At 26.2% G+C, this 21,725-nt stretch carries 12 protein-coding genes and 1 pseudogene; 6 read left to right on the top strand and 7 right to left on the bottom strand.

Annotated features, from left to right (window positions below):
* From KYD98_RS18545 to KYD98_RS11335, 3 genes and pseudogenes are all read right to left on the bottom strand, one after another.
* Window positions 1–119: pseudogene (locus tag KYD98_RS18545) on the bottom strand (Gfo/Idh/MocA family protein); the annotation flags it as partial.
* A gap of 254 nt (window positions 120–373) precedes the next feature.
* Window positions 374–2,638 (bottom strand): oxidoreductase, encoded by a 2,265-nt coding sequence (locus tag KYD98_RS11340; protein ID WP_219780153.1) that lies wholly within the window; start codon window positions 2,636–2,638, stop codon window positions 374–376.
* A 21-nt stretch (window positions 2,639–2,659) separates the two neighbouring features.
* The gene (locus tag KYD98_RS11335) at window positions 2,660–3,112 is read right to left on the bottom strand and encodes a cupin domain-containing protein (RefSeq protein ID WP_219780152.1); all 453 of its coding nucleotides are present in this window, start codon (window positions 3,110–3,112) and stop codon (window positions 2,660–2,662) included.
* Between the two features lie 243 nt (window positions 3,113–3,355).
* Here KYD98_RS11335 and KYD98_RS11330 point away from each other — a divergent pair, with 243 nt between their 5' ends.
* Entirely contained in the window at window positions 3,356–3,943 is a 588-nt protein-coding gene (locus KYD98_RS11330) for a TetR/AcrR family transcriptional regulator (RefSeq protein WP_219780151.1), read from the top strand.
* A 474-nt stretch (window positions 3,944–4,417) separates the two neighbouring features.
* Entirely contained in the window at window positions 4,418–4,750 is a 333-nt protein-coding gene (locus tag KYD98_RS11325; RefSeq protein ID WP_219780150.1) for a hypothetical protein, read from the top strand.
* Between the two features lie 188 nt (window positions 4,751–4,938).
* On the opposite strand, the gene KYD98_RS11320 is transcribed toward KYD98_RS11325, so the two are convergent.
* Genes KYD98_RS11320 through KYD98_RS11310 form a run of 3 tightly spaced genes read right to left on the bottom strand, consistent with a single transcriptional unit; the run spans window position 4,939 to window position 6,894 of the window.
* The gene (locus tag KYD98_RS11320; protein WP_219780149.1) at window positions 4,939–5,976 is read right to left on the bottom strand and encodes a DUF4097 family beta strand repeat-containing protein; all 1,038 of its coding nucleotides are present in this window, start codon (window positions 5,974–5,976) and stop codon (window positions 4,939–4,941) included.
* Window positions 5,976–6,578, bottom strand: coding sequence for a DUF1700 domain-containing protein (locus tag KYD98_RS11315; RefSeq protein WP_219780148.1), 603 nt, complete (start codon window positions 6,576–6,578; stop codon window positions 5,976–5,978). Before KYD98_RS11315 ends, KYD98_RS11320 begins: the two co-directional genes overlap by 1 nt.
* Window positions 6,571–6,894, bottom strand: a complete 324-nt coding sequence (locus KYD98_RS11310; RefSeq protein WP_219780147.1) for a PadR family transcriptional regulator — start codon at window positions 6,892–6,894, stop codon at window positions 6,571–6,573. The genes KYD98_RS11315 and KYD98_RS11310 overlap by 8 nt, the downstream gene beginning before the upstream one ends.
* 316 nt (window positions 6,895–7,210) lie before the next feature.
* On the opposite strand from KYD98_RS11310, the gene KYD98_RS11305 reads away from it, so the two are divergent.
* The 4 genes from KYD98_RS11305 (at window position 7,211) to KYD98_RS11290 (ending at window position 12,344) form a co-directional block, all read left to right on the top strand.
* Window positions 7,211–7,900, top strand: coding sequence for a hypothetical protein (locus KYD98_RS11305; RefSeq protein ID WP_219780146.1), 690 nt, complete (start codon window positions 7,211–7,213; stop codon window positions 7,898–7,900).
* A gap of 23 nt (window positions 7,901–7,923) precedes the next feature.
* Complete coding sequence (locus KYD98_RS11300; RefSeq protein WP_219780145.1) at window positions 7,924–9,051, top strand: YbjO family protein; 1,128 nt, start codon at window positions 7,924–7,926, stop codon at window positions 9,049–9,051.
* A 351-nt stretch (window positions 9,052–9,402) separates the two neighbouring features.
* Entirely contained in the window at window positions 9,403–10,101 is a 699-nt protein-coding gene (locus tag KYD98_RS11295) for an ABC transporter ATP-binding protein (RefSeq protein ID WP_219780144.1), read from the top strand.
* Window positions 10,101–12,344 (top strand): ABC transporter permease, encoded by a 2,244-nt coding sequence (locus tag KYD98_RS11290; protein WP_219780143.1) that lies wholly within the window; start codon window positions 10,101–10,103, stop codon window positions 12,342–12,344. Before KYD98_RS11295 ends, KYD98_RS11290 begins: the two co-directional genes overlap by 1 nt.
* Before the next feature lie 86 nt (window positions 12,345–12,430).
* Here KYD98_RS11290 and KYD98_RS11285 read toward each other — a convergent pair whose 3' ends face one another.
* Window positions 12,431–21,559, bottom strand: a complete 9,129-nt coding sequence (locus tag KYD98_RS11285; protein WP_219780142.1) for a glycoside hydrolase family 94 protein — start codon at window positions 21,557–21,559, stop codon at window positions 12,431–12,433.
* Between the last annotated feature and the right edge of the window lie 166 nt (window positions 21,560–21,725).

The raw sequence follows: 21,725 nt of genomic DNA, 5'->3' as shown, positions 1-21,725 counted from the left end.
TTTATATCATATAAAGCTCCACCTGAAAATTTAGGATTAAATACATTAGGTATTTCTCCATTCATAAACGAATTATATCTACTTGAATATTGAGAGAAATTACATTGAACTAACTTTATATCTTGTAAATCTTTAATTTTATTTTTAATATCAATAAAATTAGCTAAACCCTTATTAACTATATACTATAGTAATTTATTTTTTTCAATTTTCTCTTCTTAGTTTTTATCATAACCTAAGAATTTTGTATAGTCTAGTAATACTAGAAAAATCTTACTAAAAATTAAAATCTCTAGTAAGATTTCACTAACAAAATATCTAAACTACACAAAATTATTTAGAGTCTTAAAATATCTAAAATTTAACTACTTAATTATATTGTTAAAGATTTTCTATATGCTGTCCTAACTACTTCAAAAACCCTTCCTGGCTTCCTAGAATCTCCTATATTATATATTTCTTTTGCTATATGTTGTTTTACACAATTATAGTAAATCATATTATCGCTTTTTATACCTGTTGAAAGAACAATCATGTCCGCTTTTATATTGATTTTTTTATTTTCAATTTCAATTTCTTTTGAAAAAGATACTTCCATATTTTCAGGTAATATAGGTTGCCATGTATTATATGGATTAGGTACTGTTTTTGAAATATTTTTTAATACATCAACACTATCTTTATTTATTTTCTTTAGTATCGTACAATTATGAAGATCTACACCTGATTTTTCTAGATAATGTAGAATATGCCCTCTATTGGCTGTACAAGTGTGATTCATAAAATATGACATCATTTCAATTACACTTACTTTTTTATCAAGCTCATATTTTAAGAAATAAGCTGTTTCACAACCTACTACACCACCACCCACTACTACTATAGATTTTGCATCCTTAACTAAGGATGGATCTTTCAAAACATCTATGGCAAAAACCACATTTTCATTATTTATTCCTTCTATAGGTGGTTTAATCTGCGTAGCTCCTGTTGACACCATTACTACATCATAATCTTTAAATTTAAGTGTTTCTATGGTAGCAGAAGTTGAAAGTAATAAGTTAAAGTTTTCATCATCTTTATGTTTATCTAAACTATGTTTTAAGTATATTAGATAATTTTTTAACTCATACTTTATCTTTGCACTTCCTCCAGGTATTAACATACCACCTACTTCTCTATCTTTTTCATATAAATCTACTTTATGGCCTCTCTTTAATAAGGTAAGAGCAGCCATAATACCTGCTGGACCTGCTCCTATAACAGCAATATTTTTCTCTTTACTTGCCTTTTGTATTTCTTCAGGCAATTCAGATTCAAAACCTGTTCTAGGATTAACTGCACATTGAGGATGCCCACCTTCTACAAACTCATTAATACAAGCTTCTTGACAACCTATACAAGGACAAATATCTTCTACATCTCCTCTATATGCTTTATTGGGAAGCTCAGGATCTGCTAAAAGCGGTCTAGCAAGCATAACCATATCACATTGACCGTCCCTTAAAGCTTTTTCAGCCAAATCAGGATAACCAAGCTTTCCTACAGCAACTACAGGTACTTTTAAACCTACATTAGATTTTATTCCTTCTTTTTCAAAATAATCTTTTACTATTTTTGATATATCCAAAAAACATCCTGATGGCATTGTTGCAGGTGGATGCGGAAGCCACCAGTTGTCATAACAACCTAAGTCAACATCAAAAATATCTACACCTGCTTCTACAAGATTTTTCATGTAATCTAATGTTTGAGCTATAGTTCTTTCATTCTTAAATTTCTTAAGTGACTTTTCTGTATCCATTTTTTCTTTATAAGTTTCATTAAGAGCCAAAGAAAGATCTATTCTGTACATAATTGGATAATTTTTACCACAACGATTTCTAATTTCCTTAACAGTATCTATTCCAAATCTCTGCCAATCAGAATATTTACCAATTTTTCTTCTATTAAACGCAGTATTGGTTAATTGTTCCATCAAATATCCTTCATGACCATGTAAATATACACCATCAATATTAGCAGCCTTTGCATCTGCAGATGCCTGTCCTGTTTGCTTTATTATTTTATCAATTTCTCTATCAGATAATCTTTTACATGGAACTAAACTCATGTAAAAATTAGGATTCCAAGAGGCACTTACTGGAAACTTATATTTTGTTACAAGGCATTGAGGGTTCCCTACTCTACCCATACCAGGAGTTAATTGAATAAATAGCGTAGAGTCATGTGCATGACACACAGCAGCCAAATCTCTCCAGCCAGAAAAAACCGTTCTACTTCTGTCAATTCTAGGGAAAATTGACAAATCACCTTTTTCACTAAGTGAATTATCAATACCATAACTAGTAGGTATTAATCCTGTAGTAATTAATCCCACTCCTCCTTTAGCTCTTTCTTCAAAATATGCAATCATCTTTTCACTAGGTCTTCCCGTTTCATCTGCCATACAAATGTTTCCCATTGGCCCCATTACTAATCTATTTTTTATAGTAATTCTATTTACTTGTATTGGTGAAAAAATATTATCATAAGGATAATATTTATCTGTCATTTCAGAAATTTGAAATTTACCATTAAACCAATCACCATAAGAATTTTCTAATTGTTTTAGCTTTATTTCATAATTTTCACTCATATCAGTTTCTCCCTAAATTAATTATTCAGCATTCTTTTTAGGTACTGGCTTAGTTATATATTCTTTTCCAAAATATATTGGGCAAGCTCCACCAAACTTCCCTTCTTCTACTTTTATTGGACATATTGAGTGAGGTAATCCTGCTGGAATATATACTGCAGATGGAGGTGTAACTTCATAATAGTCATCACCCAATGTAACTGCTACAGTTATAGAATTCTCTTCTCCTAAAATAAGGTACATCTCATCTCCATCATGGATATGTGGCACTGCTTTTCCCATAGTTCCACTTGCAACAGCTTGACTTACTCTTCCATCTACCTTCATTAAAGCTGGGCACACCCATACCTTAGCTTCAGGAACTAAATCATTACTCATTAATACCGGAAAACCTTTACCATTGATTGAACCCTCATGATGACTTAATTCATTTACCCAGTGCATACCTCTTACAATTAAATGTTTATTGTCCATAATATACCTCCTATATAATTAAATTTATATTGAAATGTAAATCTCTATTGTCATAAAATATTAAAATACTTTATTCGCATACTGAAGTATGTCAATATTTTATCATCCTAAAAATTAATTTGCAATATATATTTGTTAATATTTGGAATCAAAAGGTTGATTTACATAATTTGACCATTAACAACTGTTATATTATAATTTCACTTGAATATAAACTCGAACTATAGAAGGGATTAAATATACATGAATAAAAGAGAAGCTCAAGCTATAGAAACCAAAAATAGAATTACTCAAATTGCTATAGATATGATATTAAATTCCAATTTTAATAATGTTACAGTTGACCACATTTGTTCAAAAGCAAATGTGTCAAAAGGAGCTTTTTATCATCACTTTAATTCAAAATCTGATATTGTTGTTGAAATTTACAAGAATAAAGTTATAGATAGTTATCAAGTAGAAAATAAAATATATCAATCTACTTCCTCTATTGGTAAAATACATGAAACTATTTTGTCATTTTTAGAATTAATTTATAATGGAGGAATTGAAATAGTAAAACAAGTATTTATCCATGAAATACAAACTGATTTAAAATACTACATTTCAGAAGGACTAATTGTTTTTGACCATCTTAAATCTTTAATTGAAGATGGTCAAAAATCAGGAGAAATAAGAACTGATTTAAACAGTACTGATTTATCATTATATATTATTAAATTTTCTAGAGGTTTACTATATGATTGGTGTATCTATAAAGGTAAGTATAATTTTATTGAAAAAGCAACAAAAGATTTAAATTTATTTTTAGATTCAATAAGAAAATTATAAAATAGAGAGGGTTGAAAGTATTTTCCCTCTTCTTTTTCTAAACTTAAATCAGATAGGTATTTTGATATAAAGAATAATCTCGATTTTGGATAAGTTTTTAAAATACTTATTATATTCATATTCAAATAAACATTCAACATCTAACATATCCCTCAAATATCCTAAACTATCTATAAAACACGTTTAAAAATTATGAATAAGTCTCATAAAAATATTTTTTATCTCTAACTTGTTTTTTCATATTTATAAACTATTTATCTAATTGTTAAATAGCTATATTCATTGCTTAATTATTTTACATATAAATTAAAACTTTTCTAATATCTAAATTATATAATAAACTAAATCTTCTTACTATCTTAAATTATTACAAAATAATATATTAGTATAGATTATATTTTATCGATTTTTATACTTTGTTATGATATAATAAATACTAATTTTACTAATATTATGCACTAAGGAGATAATTTAATGATAAAAGTTTTATTAACATTTCAAAAAGGAGTTACAGAATTAGCTTTAATATCATTCCTAGCTCTTCAAACCAAATTATTTGTAGATTATAAAATTAAGAAAATTGCTATTGAGGACAAATCTTATGAAGATATTAAGTCTTATCTCCATTCTTTTTCTTTTTCCGAAAAACATATAGATAGTTTTATAAAAAGAGTTGAACTTTTATCTAAATATTTTATAGTAAGAAAATTAATATCATTACTTTTTTGTTTTGTTCCATTTATAAATATATTAGTAATATATTCAAATCTGAATTCTTTATCAGAATGTAACAGCCAAAAAAATTAAAACGCCTTAACATAGGCATTTTAATTTTTTTAACAATCTAAATAAATCTCTAAATATTACTGCTTTTTTCTACAAAAGATGTTAATTTATCATACTAAAAATAAAGTCTCACTTATAATTTCCAAAAATTACACAATGCATTGTTTAAACATAGCTTCGTGTTATATTAAATTATTTTAACTCTACCTTTATTTAAAATCTAAATTTATATCTCCATTATTACTAGTAGCATCTATAGTATTCTGAGTATTATTATTACCATTATTTTGGACTTTCTTTTCAAACTTATCTCCATCTATATTTATATCACCATAGTTACATGAAGCACTATAATTATATACATCTTTACTAATATTAGTTCTAAAATTTATGTCTCCATAATGTGATGATAAACTAGTAATCCCTTTAAACTCTCCATCTAAATCGATATCTCCATTATTTGATTTTACTTTTAATCCATTAGATATAAGATTATTTGATGTTATTTCTCCATATTCATTATTAATAGTATTATTATTTTCTACTTTAACATTTTCAAATTCAATGTCACCATTATTCATATCATTACTTAATATATTAAATTCACTATTTCTTATTTTTATATCTCCATATGAGCTTTTTAATATAGTATTATTAGATTTTATATTTTCTAAATCTATATCTCCATTATTTAATTCTAAAGTTAAATTATTCGTAACAATATTTCTACTTATTATATCTCCATAATTACAATTTATATAAATTTCATTAACATTAATATCATTCATAGTAAAATCTGCACTATTTGCTTTTACATTTAAATTAGTTAAATCTACATTACCTGGAACGTATATCTTAAGATAACTTTCTTGACAATTTGAACCTATACAAAAATTTATATTTCCAAACATAGAATTTTGTAATTTGTCTTGTTTTACTAACAACTTTCCATCTTCTATTGAATAATTAACGTCACCTTCATCTTTAGCATATTTCACTTCAATTCCATATCTATTTGATTTTATTATATCTATTTTTCCTAATTTAGAATCAACTTCTATGCTATTAAATTGAGATAATTCTTCATTTTTTTCAATCATATCTGTATTATCCACAATCTTAAATCCAGCATCTTGTTTAGAAATTGTAAATTTTCCTCCCATTGAGAAGCCTACTAAAGCAAGTATTAATCCTACTACAATTATACAAGCTGAAAATATTAATAATTTCTTTTTTGTTTCTCCCATTATAGCTCCTCCTTTTTATTTGATTTCTTAACTCTATTCAATAATTTTCTAGCTAATTTTGCAATTTCTTTAAATATCTTTGGTGCTAATATTGAAATTAATACTGATATCAATAATCCTAATCCAATTAACGACAATCCAATTCCAATAAACATAATAGCTGTTGAAAAACCTTGAGTAATAACTGCAAATCCTGCAAATATAGTAACAAACCCTGCAAATATTATTGCAATTGTAGAAACTGCAAAAGCAAAAGTGATAGATCCTGCAACTATAACCATAGATATTAAAATCATTACAAGTGTAAAGGCTAATGGTAATGCAACTGGTGCTGCTAATATCGCTAAAATAACAAACCATATTGAAGAGATACTTTTTTTAGGTTTATTAATAGTTATCTCATCATCTTTAAAAGCATACTCTGATAACAACTGTGAGGCGATAACTGAAGGATCATCTAATTCTTTTAAAACATCTTGCTCATTATCTATTCCTGCATCTTCAAAGTATTCTATATAATAACCTATTGCATTTTCTATTTCTTCCTTTGGCAATCTCTTTAATTTTTTTCTTAATTCCTGAATAAAAGTTTCTTTATTCATCTCCTGATATCCCTCCTAAAAGAACTTTATCAACATTCTCTTTATATTCTTCCCACTCATTAATATACTTACATAGCATAGTTCTTCCTTTTTCTGTTATCTTATAATATCGTCTATTTCTTCCTTGAAAGGCTTGATCATATGTTGTTAGACATTCATCTTTTTGTAATCTTCTAAGCACTGGATAAAGTGTTGATTCTGATATATTCATTATAGACCGTACCTGTTGAGTTAGAACATACCCATAAGTATCTTCTCTTGAAAGAACAGCTAATACACAAGCATCAAGTAAAGATGCTCCTAATTGAAAAGCCATCTATTTACCTCCTATATATTATATTTTTTTATATATTATATGACATATAATATACTTCATATCCAATACTATACGCTGTATAATATTAGATGTCAATATATTTTAACAATTACAGAAATATTTATAGTATTTTTTCATTAATCTTTAGAGGATTATAATGTATAATTATGAATTTACATTATCGGATTATTTTGTATTTAATCTCGTATTATTCAAATGAATTTAAGGTGTTTTTTTATTACATTTTATATATTAATTATAATTTTTTATCATATATGATATAATTTAACTTGATTTTACTGAAAGGTGTGATTAAATGGAATATAAAATTAAATCTCCACAGAAATTTAAATTAAAAAATATAATATTTTCATCAATTTTCATATTAGCATATAGTATTTCAGCATATGTGACTTTCCAAAAACCTACTATAACCATTGACCAAAGCTCTATTACTAATAAAATTAAAGAGCTTATTACATGTAAGGATGAAATTACATATTCTGATGATACTGAAGCTTCTTCTGATAATTCTACAGTTTCTAAAAATGATTATAAGCCTAAAGATTATAGTAAGCTTACAATTAATGAATATGTCAAGACATGTGTTACTGAAACTTTTGGAAAAAAAGATAATCAAGGTGGTTCTTATTTAAGTAGAATTCTTTTTTCAAACAATACTTACACTATATATATAAATATTGGTTTTTATAGAAACAGTGATGAATTAAAAGAAGCTGCAATTAATGCAAGTATAGAACTTTATAAATCATTGTATACTCTTTATCCTGAAAAATTTGGACATACCTTATTTGGAATTGTAGTTAGTGGTGATACCATAAATAAAAAAGGTGACACAACTCATATAGATGAGGCAGCTGTTAGCTGGTATAATGAAAAAACTCTTAAAAATTTAGACATTAATAATTTAAATGTTAACAACTTTAAAGATACTGTTTATCGCTTTTATGATTATCAAAATCAAAGAGGCATACAAAGAGATTAACTTATGAAAGGTAAAACACTATTATGAAAGATATTAACAATCAACTAAAATCAAAATCTTATTTTATTCCACTATTTTCTCTTATAATTTTAATTGATTTACTAATTTATATGTTACTTCCTATATTAAAAGATAACTGTGCTTTTTTACTCATTGGAATTTTTAACATAATACTTGATGTAATATTATGGATTTGTGTACAACATGGTCTTAACTGGGCTAGATGGACTTTTATTATATCGCTATTTATTAAATCAGGAATTTTACTTGGTAGTACTTTAGATGACCTATTTATAATTAACCATTTTAATATTAAATATATAATACTTATATTTTATGTATTCATCATTTTTATGCTTTCATTTCCTAAAAACATTAGAAAATATTATAAATTATGTTCACTATATAATTACTATTTAGAACAATGCAAGGATTATGCTAAATCACGTTATGACATTCCTATACTATTTAATAAAAAGTTTAATGCTAATACTTTTTCAGAAGATTTTATATCAATATCAGCTCAGTCAGTTATTGATAATTGTACATTTTCTATAATAGTAAAAAATAATATAATTTATGATAATTATTATGAAAGTTATTTTAGTAAAAAAATTAATTCTAAGATAAAATTTGAAATAAACAAATATGCATTAAAATCAGAAGAACCATATGCAAATAAGTTATTAAACATATGTGCCAAAATAAAATCAGACATAGATTACCTAGAATTTAATCTTGATTCTTCTGTAAATTTATTTAAAGAATATAAAACTAAAGTTCCTCCTTATGAAATATTTTATGAAAGAATTTCATTAAAAAATAATACTTTTAATTTTAATTATTTAATGACTTTAGATAATAATGATTTAGAACTTAATGCTAATTATATATATTTAATTTTACAAACTTTAAATAATTTTAATTATAAATTTGATACTATAAATTTTTATGATTATGATAAAAATGAATTTTTCTCTAATTCTAAAATTTATAATGATTCAAATTATATTATAAAAGATATGTCTTATTCTAAAGTATGTAGTATTTTAACAAGTGAAGATTTATCTTATATTAAAGAAAAGCTTAATTCTTATATGACAAATGAAAATCATATACAATCTAATACATACACAGAAGAGACCTTATAAAATTAATACTAAATTTATAACATATTAAATCTAAAATAGCTAGTAACATAATAAAGTTACTAGCTATTTTTAGTTTCCTTAAAAAATAAACTATTCTTACTTAATAAACAAATATTTTTAATTTTTCTAAAGAAGTATGCTCAAAAGCTTATGATGCATAAATCAAAAACACATGGAAAAGATGTAGTATATAAGCTATTTGAATCATATCAGAAAAAGATAAAATTCATAATCAAATAAAAGACAGAATAATTAACAATTCTGTTTTTTACACTATCTTAAACAAATATTTTGTTTATGTAAAATATTTTGAAATTCTCTATATTTGCAGTCTAAAAAGGAGGAAAAATAATGTTTTTAAAAATAGAAAATTTAACGAAAAGTTATAATACTAATGATATAACTACATCAGTTCTAAATGGCATAGAAATGAATTTAGATAAAGGTGAAATTGGAGCAATACTTGGCCCCTCTGGTTCTGGGAAATCAACACTTATTAACATTATTGGAGGAATTGACAGATGTGATTCAGGCATAGTTTTAGTAAATGGTATAGAAGTTAATAAATTAAATGATAATAAATTAACAGATTATAGAAGAGAAAATATAGGCTTTATATTTCAGTTTTATAACTTAATTCCTAATCTTACTGTAGGAGAAAATATAGAGGTTGTTTCAAACATAAGCAAATCACCACTAAATATCGATGAAGTTTTAAAAGCTGTAAATATGATTGATAAAAAACATAGATTTCCTAAGGAATTAAGTGGTGGTGAACAACAAAGAGTTTCAATTGCAAGAGCAATAGTTAAAAATCCAAAACTTTTATTATGTGATGAACCAACCGGTGCACTTGATTTTTCAACCTCAAGAGAAATATTAAAATTACTTCAAAGAATTAATAAAGATTATGGCACAACCATACTTATGATAACTCATAATACTCCAATCAGTGCTATGGCTAATAGGATTTATAAAATTAGAAGTGGAAAAATTGTAGAGAGTATAGTTAATAAGACAATGATTCCTGCAGAAAGGATTGAGTGGTAATGATTATAAATAAAAAAATAAAGAGAACCATGTTAGAAAACAAAGCTCAATATCTTGGCTCATTAGTACTTATTATTTTTAGCTGTATCCTTTTTACAATGTTTAACTTAGTTTCAATAAACCTAACAGATATGACTTCTTCTTTTGAAAAAAACTATAAACAAGAAGATGCAAACTTTATAATTAACGAAAATTTAAATAATATTGAAACTTTAGAATCAAAATTTAATATGAGTATAGAGGAAACCAAATCTATTGATTATTCCCTTCCAGATAATAAGGCGTTAAGAATATTTAGTGAAAATATTAAGGTTAATATCCCCGCAATAATTGAAGGCAAAGCTCTAAGCAAAGGTGATATTCTTATTGATCCATCTTATGCAAAAGCTAACAAAATAAAAATTGGTGATAACATAAAATTATATGATCAAAATTTTATTATATCAGGCTTTATGTCTCTTCCAAATTACATATATCCATTAAGATCAGAATCTGATTTATTAAATGACCCAAAAAGTTTTGGTATTTCAGTAATAGGAAAAGAGGATTTTAATAGTCTACTTAAAGGAAATATTGTTTATTCCATACGATTTAATGGAGATAGAAATACTTTAGATAATAAAATATCTAATTTTAAAAATTATCTAATAAATAAAGGTATCTATATTCTTAGTTGGGTTAATATAACTGATAATCCAAGAGTAACTTATTCCACTGCAAAACTTTCAGGAATAGATAAAATAAGTTCTTCTCTGCCTATAACCATACTACTTTTTACTTGTATCTTAACAGGAATAGTTATGCTTAGAATGTTAAAAAGAGAATCTGTTATTATAGGAACTTTATATGCACTTGGCTATAAAAAAAGAGAGATTATGAAACATTATCTTTTATATGCTGTGTTTATTTCACTTTTAGGTGGAATAATAGGAACTATATTTGGAGCCCTATTTTTAAAGCCCATTATGATTTTTTATGTGTCTTATTTTAATATTCCTATAGATACTTTAAGGTTTGATATAACCTATATTATAATAAGCATTTTACTTCCATTGTTATTTTTAACAATATGCAGTTACTTTATAGTAAATAAATCACTTGAAAATTCACCTATTGAACTTATGAAAGGTGGAAAAGAAAATAATAAGGTTGGATTTATAGAAAAAATGGTAAAACTTGATAAGCTGAGATTTTCTACTAAATTTAAAATAAGAGAACAACTTAGAAGTATAGCAAGGAGTATATTTCTTCTATTAGGTATTATTATGGCAACAATGCTACTATTAATGGGCTTTTCAGCAAAAAGTTCTATGAACAGTTTAATGAAAGATTCTTTTAATGAGGCATTTAAATATAATTATCACTATGTATTTAACTCTATTCAAAATGAGAAACCCAAAAAAGGTGAAGCTTTTTTAGAAATACCATTTGCATTACAATCTAATAAGAAACTTATTTTTACAGTATATGGTGTTAGTCCTAATTCTCAATATATATCTTTTAAAGACAAATCAGGGAATGTATTAAAATCCGATAAAATTATTATTACAAGACCTTTAGCTGATAAGCTTAATATAAAACCAAATGATACCCTTAAAATGATAAATAGGCTTGACTCTAAAGAATATAGCATGACAGTTAATAATATTGCTGAGAGTTTTGTTGGGAACTATATTTATATGCCACTTAATAAACTTAATGATCTTCTTAAATTACCATCTGACAGTTATATAGGATTATGGAGTACAGAAAAATTGGATATTTCAGAAAATAAATTATTAGCTACTATAACTGTTAATGATATGAAAAACGTCTTTGATGCTATGACTAAGCCTCTACAAGCAGTTATTGGAAGTGTATCTTTTATATCTTTTATAATTGGTCTTATAGTAATATATGTTGTTACTTCACTTACTATAGAAGAGAATAAGGAAAACATATCTCTTATGAAGATCTTAGGTTACAGAAATAATGAAATTTATTCTCTAATTTTAAACAGTTTTACGTTTATAGTTATACTTGGATACATTATTGGAATACCACTGCTTCTTATATCTTTAAATACTCTATTTAAATCAATAACAAAAGATATGAGTGTATCTTTTCCTATAACTATTGATTACATTTATGTTCTAATTGGTTTTATTATAATATATTTAACCTATAAACTTTCAAATTTATTAAGTAGAAAAAAAATCAACAAAATTACTATGGCTGAAGCTTTAAAATCTAGAATAGAATAGAAATATAAAAAGACTCTAAATATCAAATTTCTCATATTTAGAGTCTTAATTTTATTTAAACTTATATATTTTAAAGTCTTTTCAGATTATATGTATACTTTTACATCTATCTTACCTAAATTTCTTGGAATTATATTTCCATTAATTTTTTCTCCATTTATAGTTATATGAGATTTACTATTTTTAAAATCTGACTTAACTTCAACATTTGAGTTTTTTCCTTTATCTATATTTTCACCTCTTATTACTTTTATAGTATAATCTTCTTTATCATTTTGAATTTTTATCTCAAATTCATTCCATGACTTTGGTATACAAGGATTTACTACATATCCCTTGTCTTGAACCCTTTTTAATCCTAGAATATCTTCAATACCTACTCTATACATCCAACCTGAAGCTCCTGTATACCAACTCCAACCACCTCTTCCTCCATGTGGTTCTTTTATGTACACATCGGCTGCCATTACATAAGGTTCTAACTTGTATGTCATACATTCAAGTTCTGTCTTTGTATGATTAATTGGATTTATCATATTATAATATTTTAAAGCCTTATCTCCTAGCCCAAGCTTAGTCAATGCTAAGATTACCCAAACAGCTGCGTGAGTATATTGTCCTCCGTTTTCTCTTACTCCTGGTACATACCCTTTTATATACCCTGGTTCAAGATGTGAATTACTAAATGGTGGTGCTAATAAAAGTATTAATCCCTTATCTTGTTTTACTAGATTTTTATCAACTGCCTCCATTGCTTCAAAAGCTCTTTCATTATATGTTTTTAAGTCATTTTCAGCCTTAATTTCTGTAGCTCCTGAAATTATAGACCAACTTTGTGCTAAAGAATCAATTTGACATTCAGGATTTTCACGACTTCCAAGTGGTGTACCATCATCAAAATATGCTCTTCTATACCAGCCTCCATCCCAGGCATTTTTCTCTAAGTTCTCTTTTATAAATTTTTTTCTCTCCTCATAATGAGATTTAGTTTTTTCATCTCCTTTAAAGTCTGCAATCTTAATAAAGTTTTCTAAAATTGAATATAAAAACCAACCAAGCCATACACTTTCACCTTTTCCTTGATTACCAACAGTACTCATACCATCATTCCAATCTCCACTACCCATTAACGGAATGTTATGTATTCCAAACTTTAAAGCTTTTTCTATAGCTTTTAAACAATGTTCATATACTGTTCCTTCTTTTGAAGATTGGTTTACTATTGTGTATCTCTCATCTTCCCCTTCTCTTAAAGGCTCATCTTCAAGATACGGTGCAGTTTCTTGTAAAATTCCATAATCTCCAGTTGAATTAATGTATTCAGCAGTAACATAAGGAAGCCATAATAAATCATCACTAAATCTAGTTCTTATACCAGAATTTACAACCGGATGCCACCAATGTTGTACATCCCCTTCTACATATTGTCTTGAAGCACTACGTAATATTTGAGCTTTTGGTATTTCTGGATTAACAACTCCAAGTGCCATTGAATCCTGAAGTTGATCTCTAAAACCATATGCTCCACCACTTTGATAAAATGCACTTCTACTTAAATATCTACAGCTTAAAGTTTGATATAGAAGCCATCCATTTACAAGATAATTGAATGATTTATCTGGTGTATTAACTTGTATATTTCCTAGGAAATTTTTCCAATATTTTTTAACATTATCTAATTCTTTTTCTGCATTTCCTTTAATCTTATATTTTTCAATAACTTTTTCTATATTTTCTTTTTCTTCCTCACCAAATAAAATTAAAAGTTCTTTCTTTTCTCCTTTTTTAAGTTGAATCTTTGTAGTAGCAGCTAAGCAAGGATCATAAATCCCTCCACATCTGTTTGATAGAATTTCATAATCTAATGCTTTTGGCGATGAAACTTCTCCATTAATTCCTATAAACTCTTTATTATCTCCAGTAAAACTTAAACTTTCTCCCCCTAAAATAGTTAAATATGAATTATATTTCCCGAAGTATTCACTATAAGGATTACAACCTCTAATAAATCCACTATTGTATAGATATCTAGCACTATCAGAGACATTATCTTCCTTATTTACATTTAATCCATTACTTTTTTCAATGTCACCATGAATATATGTTGAAACATATCTAGAACTATCATATTCATATACACCCATCACAAGTTTTGCATAATAGAATAAAGAAACTTCTCTATCATCTTCACTTAAATTTTCTAAGGTTACTTTTTGAATTTTCACCTTTTCATTTTTAGGCGCAAATATTTCTAGTTTTCCTTTTAAATCATAAGCAGTATGAGTAAATTCAGAATATCCAAATCCATGTTTTATAAAATAATCACCTTTATCTCTAACTGGTTTTGGGGTTATAGAAAAATAACTATAAGAATCATCATCTCTAATATAAAGTGCTTCTCCTATAGGATCTTTAATATAATCATTACTCCAAGGAGTTATTTTATTTTCTCTAGAATTTCCACACCATGTATAAGATGATCCACTTTCAGATATATGGAATCCAAAATCATCATTAGAAATAACATTAATCCAAGGCGCTGGAGTATTTTTAAAACTAGATAATTTTATTAAATAACTATTATCAATCTTACTAAAGCCACCATATCCATTAAAGAAATCCAAATCTTCCATATTTGAATATTCATCAAATCTTTCTGTATTTGAATATTCTTTATTAGATACATTATTTTTTAATCCTTTATATTCTGATCCACGAATTAAGTCCTCTTCTTCTAAAAAATCTTCGTCATGATCATATTGTTTATAATCTACTATATTATCATCTAAATTTTGAATTAATTCATCCCCAATTTCTAACTTATAGTTAATATTTAAAGACTTAGCTTCTTTTTCTAGTTTCTTAGATTTTTTCTTTTTATTACTCTTTTCTTTTGAATCTTTTTTCTTTTGAATCATATCAATTTCTTCAGTATTATAATCATTAACTATATTAGTGTGATTACGTTTATAACTTTCTTCGTCAACTGATTCTTTATATCTTGAAAATTCATTACTATTATTTAATTTAAATTCTTCACTTTTCGCAATTTGTTCTAACATTGAACCTTTCTTTGAATCAACATATAACCGAGCAATTCCTATTATAAAATCTTTAACCGCTGAATCCATAGTGGATTTGTTATGAACAAAAATTCCTCCAGATGTATTTAAAGAATTACGTTCCTTTGATATATGTATTAATTGCATTATCTCTTTTTGAAGTGGTTCATCATATGAAATTTCTTCATTATTATATATTATTAAATCTAATTTTACCCCTTTAAGTTTAAGATAATAATGTAAATTCAAGATATTATTTACTAAATTTATATCCTTATTATCTTCAATAGTTAAAAATATAATAGGCAGATCCCCTGAAATTCCATAAGACCATAAGTCTTTTTGGTATTTTGAAATATTCTTTATATATTTCTCTCTATCTTTTCTTCCACTATGCAAAAAGAATACATATGAAGCTAAAGTTTGGAACATATTAGCTTGAGCGCTTCTTATACCTAAACTCTTAAGTTCAAGTTGTGTTCTTATACTATAACTTTCAAAAACGTTCTCTAAATTAACTACATCTCTATTTTGTTTACATATACTAACAGCCATTTCCCTAGATTCTGTTGTTCCTGTTATGAAATAAAGTTCTTTTTTTGAATTTCCATCCAATCTTACCCTAGCTCTAATACTCATTATTGGATCTAAAACTGTTCCAACAGTATTATTTAATGCTTTATCATTATCCATAGCCAAAGGAGATTTAAGATCTCTGTTTCGTCCTATAAAATTAATTCTAGAAGTTTCATAACTTATACTTCCTTCTAGTTCTCCATTCACTATAACTTTATGGAATATATAAGGTACCTTTGCTCCTTTAACTCTTCCTCTTCTGCTACCTATAAGTACATTTTCCTTATCATCATATTCTGTTTGAACAAATAAATTAGAAAATGCTGGATGTACTGCATCAGCACTAAAGCTAGTTAATGTTACCTCCATGTAACTTGTTATTTCAATACTCCTGCTATTATCACTCAAATTATTTAAAGTGATTTTTCTAACTTCAAAATTCTGATCTGGAGAAACAACTACTTCCATTTGAGTTTCAATATTACCATCTTTTCTATTAAACTTAGCTTTATCTAAATTAAATTCAGTAACATAATTCTCTCCATAATCCTTACAAGGTTCAAATGTTGAACTCCAATAATCATTAGAATTTAAATTCTTTATATAAAAGAACATACCACTATCATCACTTGTAGAACTGCCTTTCCATCTATAAAGCATCATATCATTCTTCTTAGAATAACCACTTCCAGATACAGTTAACATTGATGAATATTCACCATTAGATAACAATAACACTTCAGGATTGTCTTGGTTTGCATTTCTAAAGTTCCTTGGAATTAAGTTTTCTCCCTCAAAATACATATTCCTTACAGAAAAATCTTCATCTCTTTCAAAAGTTATATTAGTAGGTATCTTTTCTTTTAATATAAGCTCAGTTGCCTTAACTTCTGGTAAGCTATGAAATCTATTAACTAAAATATTGTTAAGAAGTACATTATCAAGAGCCATTAAAGACATTCCCAAATGATGCACCATGTATGTCATAACTTTATTTGGTTTTATTCCATCACTATATATGCTATCATCTACATGTTCATTATCTAAATTTTCTACATCACTTTCTATTAAAACATTTTGATTATTATGTATTGTATTTTTTATAACATATTTATCTTCTCTTGCCTTGGTATAATCTACTGCCTCAATAAAACCATATCTTCCAATACAGCCTATTTTCTCTAATTTTTTAAGATTTTTAATCCCACTTTTTTTAGTAAATGATAATGTCATCAATGTTGAGTAAGGAGATATAACAATTTCATCCTCAAGTCCTCTTTTTAGACCAATACCTGGAATTCCAAAGGCTTTATATTGATAATTTTCATTCACATCAAATTTATAAAATGCACATTCTGATATTCCCCAAGGTGTCTTCTTTTGCTTAGCAAAACTTTTTTGAGCCTTTATTACTGATTTATATGTTTGATTTAACAAAGTTTTAGGATAATTTCTCATTATTAAAGCTGGCATAAAATACTCAAACATTGTTCCGCTCCATGATACAAGAGCATGAGTGTGAAAAGCATTTGTCATAGATCTACCTAATTTAAACCAATGAGATGTAGGTACATCATTCTTAGCTACAGCAATAAATGATGCTATTCTAGACTCTGATGCTAATAAATCATAATAAGAATTTCCAAGTAAATCCTCTTCTAAGTTATAGCCAATAAAAAATAACTGTCTAGTTTTATCATAAAGAAATTTAAAGTCCATATTTTCCGAAATCGCATTAATATCTTTAATTATAGTATCTATTTTTCTACTATAAATTTTCAACTTATCAATCTTTTGTACTAATGTATTGTTAAAATCATCACCAAATTCATTTCTATATTCTTCACATTTATCTATTAATTCTTTAATACTAGGAACCCCTTCAAAAAATTCTTTACTATATAATTTTTCTAATCCATCAAAAATATAATTATAACAACTCAGCTTATTATTAACCTCTTCAAAGAACTTATTTATCCAATATTCATCCTCTTGATTCATTTCTTTCTGTAAGTAAGTTTCACTTTTATTATCAGTGTTTTTTTCTTTAAATTCTTTAAAATTTTTAATTTCATCTAATATTTTATTTAAAACTTCTTTATATTTACCATGATTAATATCTGAATTGAACATAATCTCAATCGAAGGTTTCTCTTTTTCAATTAAAGAATAAATATCTCTTAATGATAAAATTTCATTTATTCTTATGATTTCTTTCTCTTTTAGTTCCTCCATAGTTTGCTTTAAAACCCATAAATCTCCTAAAAGATTTCCACTATCAACAGTTGATACATATCTAGGCCATAGAGGAGCTTTAGTTTTGGTATCATACCAATTTAAATAATGACCATGAAACATCTGTAAAGATTTCATGCTTCTTAATATCATTTCTGTTTTATCAACAAATTCCATCATAGTTATATAGCCCAAATCATAAGCAACCACATTTGAAACAAGCCCCATACCTATATTGGTCGGAGATGTTCTGTGAGCAATTCCTTTAAAAGGTTTTTCTTGATAATTATCTGGAGCTAAATAATTATTTTCTTCATTAACAAAATCTTCATAATAAGCATATATTCTTCTTGATATTTTCCTTAGATAAACATTTTCTTCATCATCTAAATTAATTTTATCTTTAGAATTAATCTTGCTTATACAATAAGCTAAATATGGACTAATTATCCAAAGTCCACCTACCACTGCACTGTACACAATAACTCCAATAGAATTATAAATTGATAAATATAGTACTAATAATCCCACTATTGGAGCAATCCACATTCTTTTTAAATATGCCTTTAAGCTATTATTACTATATTTTTTTTCTACTGAATCAAAAGATTGCCACTCTAAAAGATTTCTTTTAGAGATACATAATCTAAACAATGTTCTTATTATTGCATCTATCATTAAAAATGCTTGATAAGGAATAAAGCTAAATATTAAAAGTATTTGCTGAAAACTTTTAAATGTACCCATAAGCCTATTTTTAGGCGTAACAACAAAATCTGTAACTGTAAATACCAATGAATTCATAACTGCTAAAAAGCAAACTAATGCAATTTGAGTTCTCCCACGTAAAACAGTTAAAGAAAGAATTAATGCAATCAATAGATTAGGTGCTAAAAGACTTCTCCTTAAATTATCAAATATTTTCCATTTATTAAGAGAACTTATCTTATTGGAAAATAACCAACCTATAAGTTGCCAATCCCCTCTAACCCATCTATGTAATCTTCTACAACTACTTTCATAAAAAGCAGGATATCCATCTATAAATTCTACTTGGCTAATTAAAGCACATCTTGCAATTGCTCCTTCTAAAAGATCATGGCTCAAAACTCTATTATCTTTTATTGATGGATGTAAGGTATTATAAAATTCATCTATATTAATTATTCCCTTACCTGTAAAAGATCCTTGACCAAATAAATCTTGATATGTATCTGAATAAGCTACTGAATATCCATCTACTCCTCCTTCTCCACCAAAAATTTTGGAGAAATATGATTGGTTTTGTGCTTCTAAACTTATGCTAACCTTGGGTTGCATAATGCCATATCCTCGTGTAACTTTATTATCCTTAACATAAGGTATATTAAGTACATGACTCATCGCACCTATAAGTTTAAAGCTACTTTCTCTTGGCATAAATGTATCTTCATCTAGAGTAATTAAATACTTAACATCCTTAATAGGAGTTATATCTGAACTTAAAACATCATAAGTATGTTCTGTTTTCCCCCTAATAAGTGCTATAAATTCCATGAGTTTTCCACGTTTTCTCTCTTTTCCCATGAAAACATTTTGCTTTTTATTATAAAGTCTTTTTCTACTAAAAAAGTAAAATTTCGCTTCATTATTTCCATTTTGGTAGATATCTTTAGAATACTTATTATTTAATTTTCTTGCACATTCAAGTCCGCATTTAATTATTTCTTTATCCTTTTCTCTTACTTCAGAATCCGAATCCTCAAAATCACTAAGTAATGCAAAATAAAGATTCTTATCTTTATTCCCACAATATGCTATTTCTAATTTTTCCATAAGGGATTTAACCTTTTCTTTGCAATTTACAATTGCAGGAATAACAACTATCGTCTTACATTCATCTGGAAGCCCTTCACTAAAATCTATTTTTGGCACTAATCTAATATCTACTGTTTTAGTAACAATCCAATTTGTAAGTCCAATTATAATTTCATTTATAGGAATTAAAATTAGTAAAAATGAAATTATATACTCTACTTTAGTATATTTTACTCCTCCTAAACTACATATAAATAAAAAAAGTACACTTATAGTAAATGTTCCTAAAATATTTATTGCTAAATAGGTCCCTTCTGAAATTACATGATTTATATTATGATGATATCCATTAAGTTCACTCATTCCATTATCAATTAAATAGTATCCAACATGGCATTTATAAGCTTCTTTATTTTCTTTTTTATTTTTTATCGCAAGTTCTAATATATTATATGCTATATTAATTTCATTTCTATCAATTATTTTGGCTATATTTTCAAGTTTATGTCTATAATAATCTTTAGATTCAAAATCCATACTTTGATAAACCTTTTCTGGATCTTCTCTTAAAATTCTATCTACTAATGATGTACGTTCAAAAAAAGCTCTCCAGCTTATACCTTCAATTTTTCTTATTGAAGTTACATATTCTCCAATATGTCTTTCTAAAAACTTCTCTCTTAAGTTACTCTTTATAATGTAATTATCAATTTCTTGATCTATTTTCCATTTAACTTTTACAAAATCATCAATAGAACTATTTTCTATAGAATTATCTCTTAAAACCTTAAAAAATTCTATTAAAGATAACGGACTAAATTCTTGATATTTATTATTAATACTTTCAAGTTCCTCATCAAGTTTATCGTTACTTATAGCATCTACAATCCCCTCAGCAATAAATTTCCCCTGTAATATTTGTTTTTGAACATCAACAAGTTCATTAGTATATTGTGATAAATTTATTATTATTGCTGTCTTAAGCATAAGTGGAAAAGCCCAAAGTTCTCCCATAGTAAACGCCATATCTTTATTAATCTTATTACTATCTACTTTACTAAATAATTTTTCACTTATATTATTACTACTTAAATTTACTCCTAAATTTTCTTCTTGAATTTTATTAATATATTCAATAAAACCTTCACCATCAACCTCCCCCTCTAAATTCACATAATTCTTTGCAACTACAAAAATACGTGGAAGATCATTTTCAATTTTATCGTAATTTTTTATTTCAAAATCTTCTTCCTCATCAAAGTTTTTATTTTTAAATGAAGTAGTTATTTTATAGTGATAATTATTAAACTTCTCAATAGAAGGTAGGGAATTAAAATAATCAATAGGCATTTCCTTCTTAATTGCCTTATATTCTTTTTCAATTAAATATATATTATCAAGAAGCCATTCGGCAGCTCCTATTACTTTAGTATTTTCCTTAGTCAGTTTCCTAAAGTACTTAAAATTTTCATGAATACAAGAAAATCCTTGATTAAGTTCTCTTAAAACATTTCTTCTTAATCCATAAGAATTATTTTTCCTCAAGTAAAAAACTCCCTTCTCAAATTAAATATTCCTTAATCATAATTACTCAATGGAGTTATTTTTACCAAAATTACAAAAAAAATTCTCACTTTTAAAATATTATTTTTCACATCATAAAATAAACCAATAATACTTTTATAAAATGGAACCTATAAAATAGACACTT

The organism is Clostridium weizhouense (genome assembly GCF_019431045.1).
GTDB classification, from domain to species: domain Bacteria; phylum Bacillota; class Clostridia; order Clostridiales; family Clostridiaceae; genus Clostridium; species Clostridium weizhouense.
This window is presented reverse-complemented; position numbering and strand designations above follow the sequence as displayed.

Bases quoted from the DNA above. Each gene is read 5' to 3' on its own strand.
- KYD98_RS11340 (WP_219780153.1), bottom strand. From the start codon at position 2,638: ATGAGTGAAAATTATGAAATAAAGCTAAAACAATTAGAAAATTCTTAT.
- KYD98_RS11335 (WP_219780152.1), bottom strand. From the start codon at position 3,112: ATGGACAATAAACATTTAATTGTAAGAGGTATGCACTGGGTAAATGAA.
- KYD98_RS11330 (WP_219780151.1), top strand. From the start codon at position 3,356: ATGAATAAAAGAGAAGCTCAAGCTATAGAAACCAAAAATAGAATTACT.
- KYD98_RS11325 (WP_219780150.1), top strand. From the start codon at position 4,418: ATGATAAAAGTTTTATTAACATTTCAAAAAGGAGTTACAGAATTAGCT.
- KYD98_RS11320 (WP_219780149.1), bottom strand. From the start codon at position 5,976: ATGGGAGAAACAAAAAAGAAATTATTAATATTTTCAGCTTGTATAATT.
- KYD98_RS11315 (WP_219780148.1), bottom strand. From the start codon at position 6,578: ATGAATAAAGAAACTTTTATTCAGGAATTAAGAAAAAAATTAAAGAGA.
- KYD98_RS11310 (WP_219780147.1), bottom strand. From the start codon at position 6,894: ATGGCTTTTCAATTAGGAGCATCTTTACTTGATGCTTGTGTATTAGCT.
- KYD98_RS11305 (WP_219780146.1), top strand. From the start codon at position 7,211: ATGGAATATAAAATTAAATCTCCACAGAAATTTAAATTAAAAAATATA.
- KYD98_RS11300 (WP_219780145.1), top strand. From the start codon at position 7,924: ATGAAAGATATTAACAATCAACTAAAATCAAAATCTTATTTTATTCCA.
- KYD98_RS11295 (WP_219780144.1), top strand. From the start codon at position 9,403: ATGTTTTTAAAAATAGAAAATTTAACGAAAAGTTATAATACTAATGAT.
- KYD98_RS11290 (WP_219780143.1), top strand. From the start codon at position 10,101: ATGATTATAAATAAAAAAATAAAGAGAACCATGTTAGAAAACAAAGCT.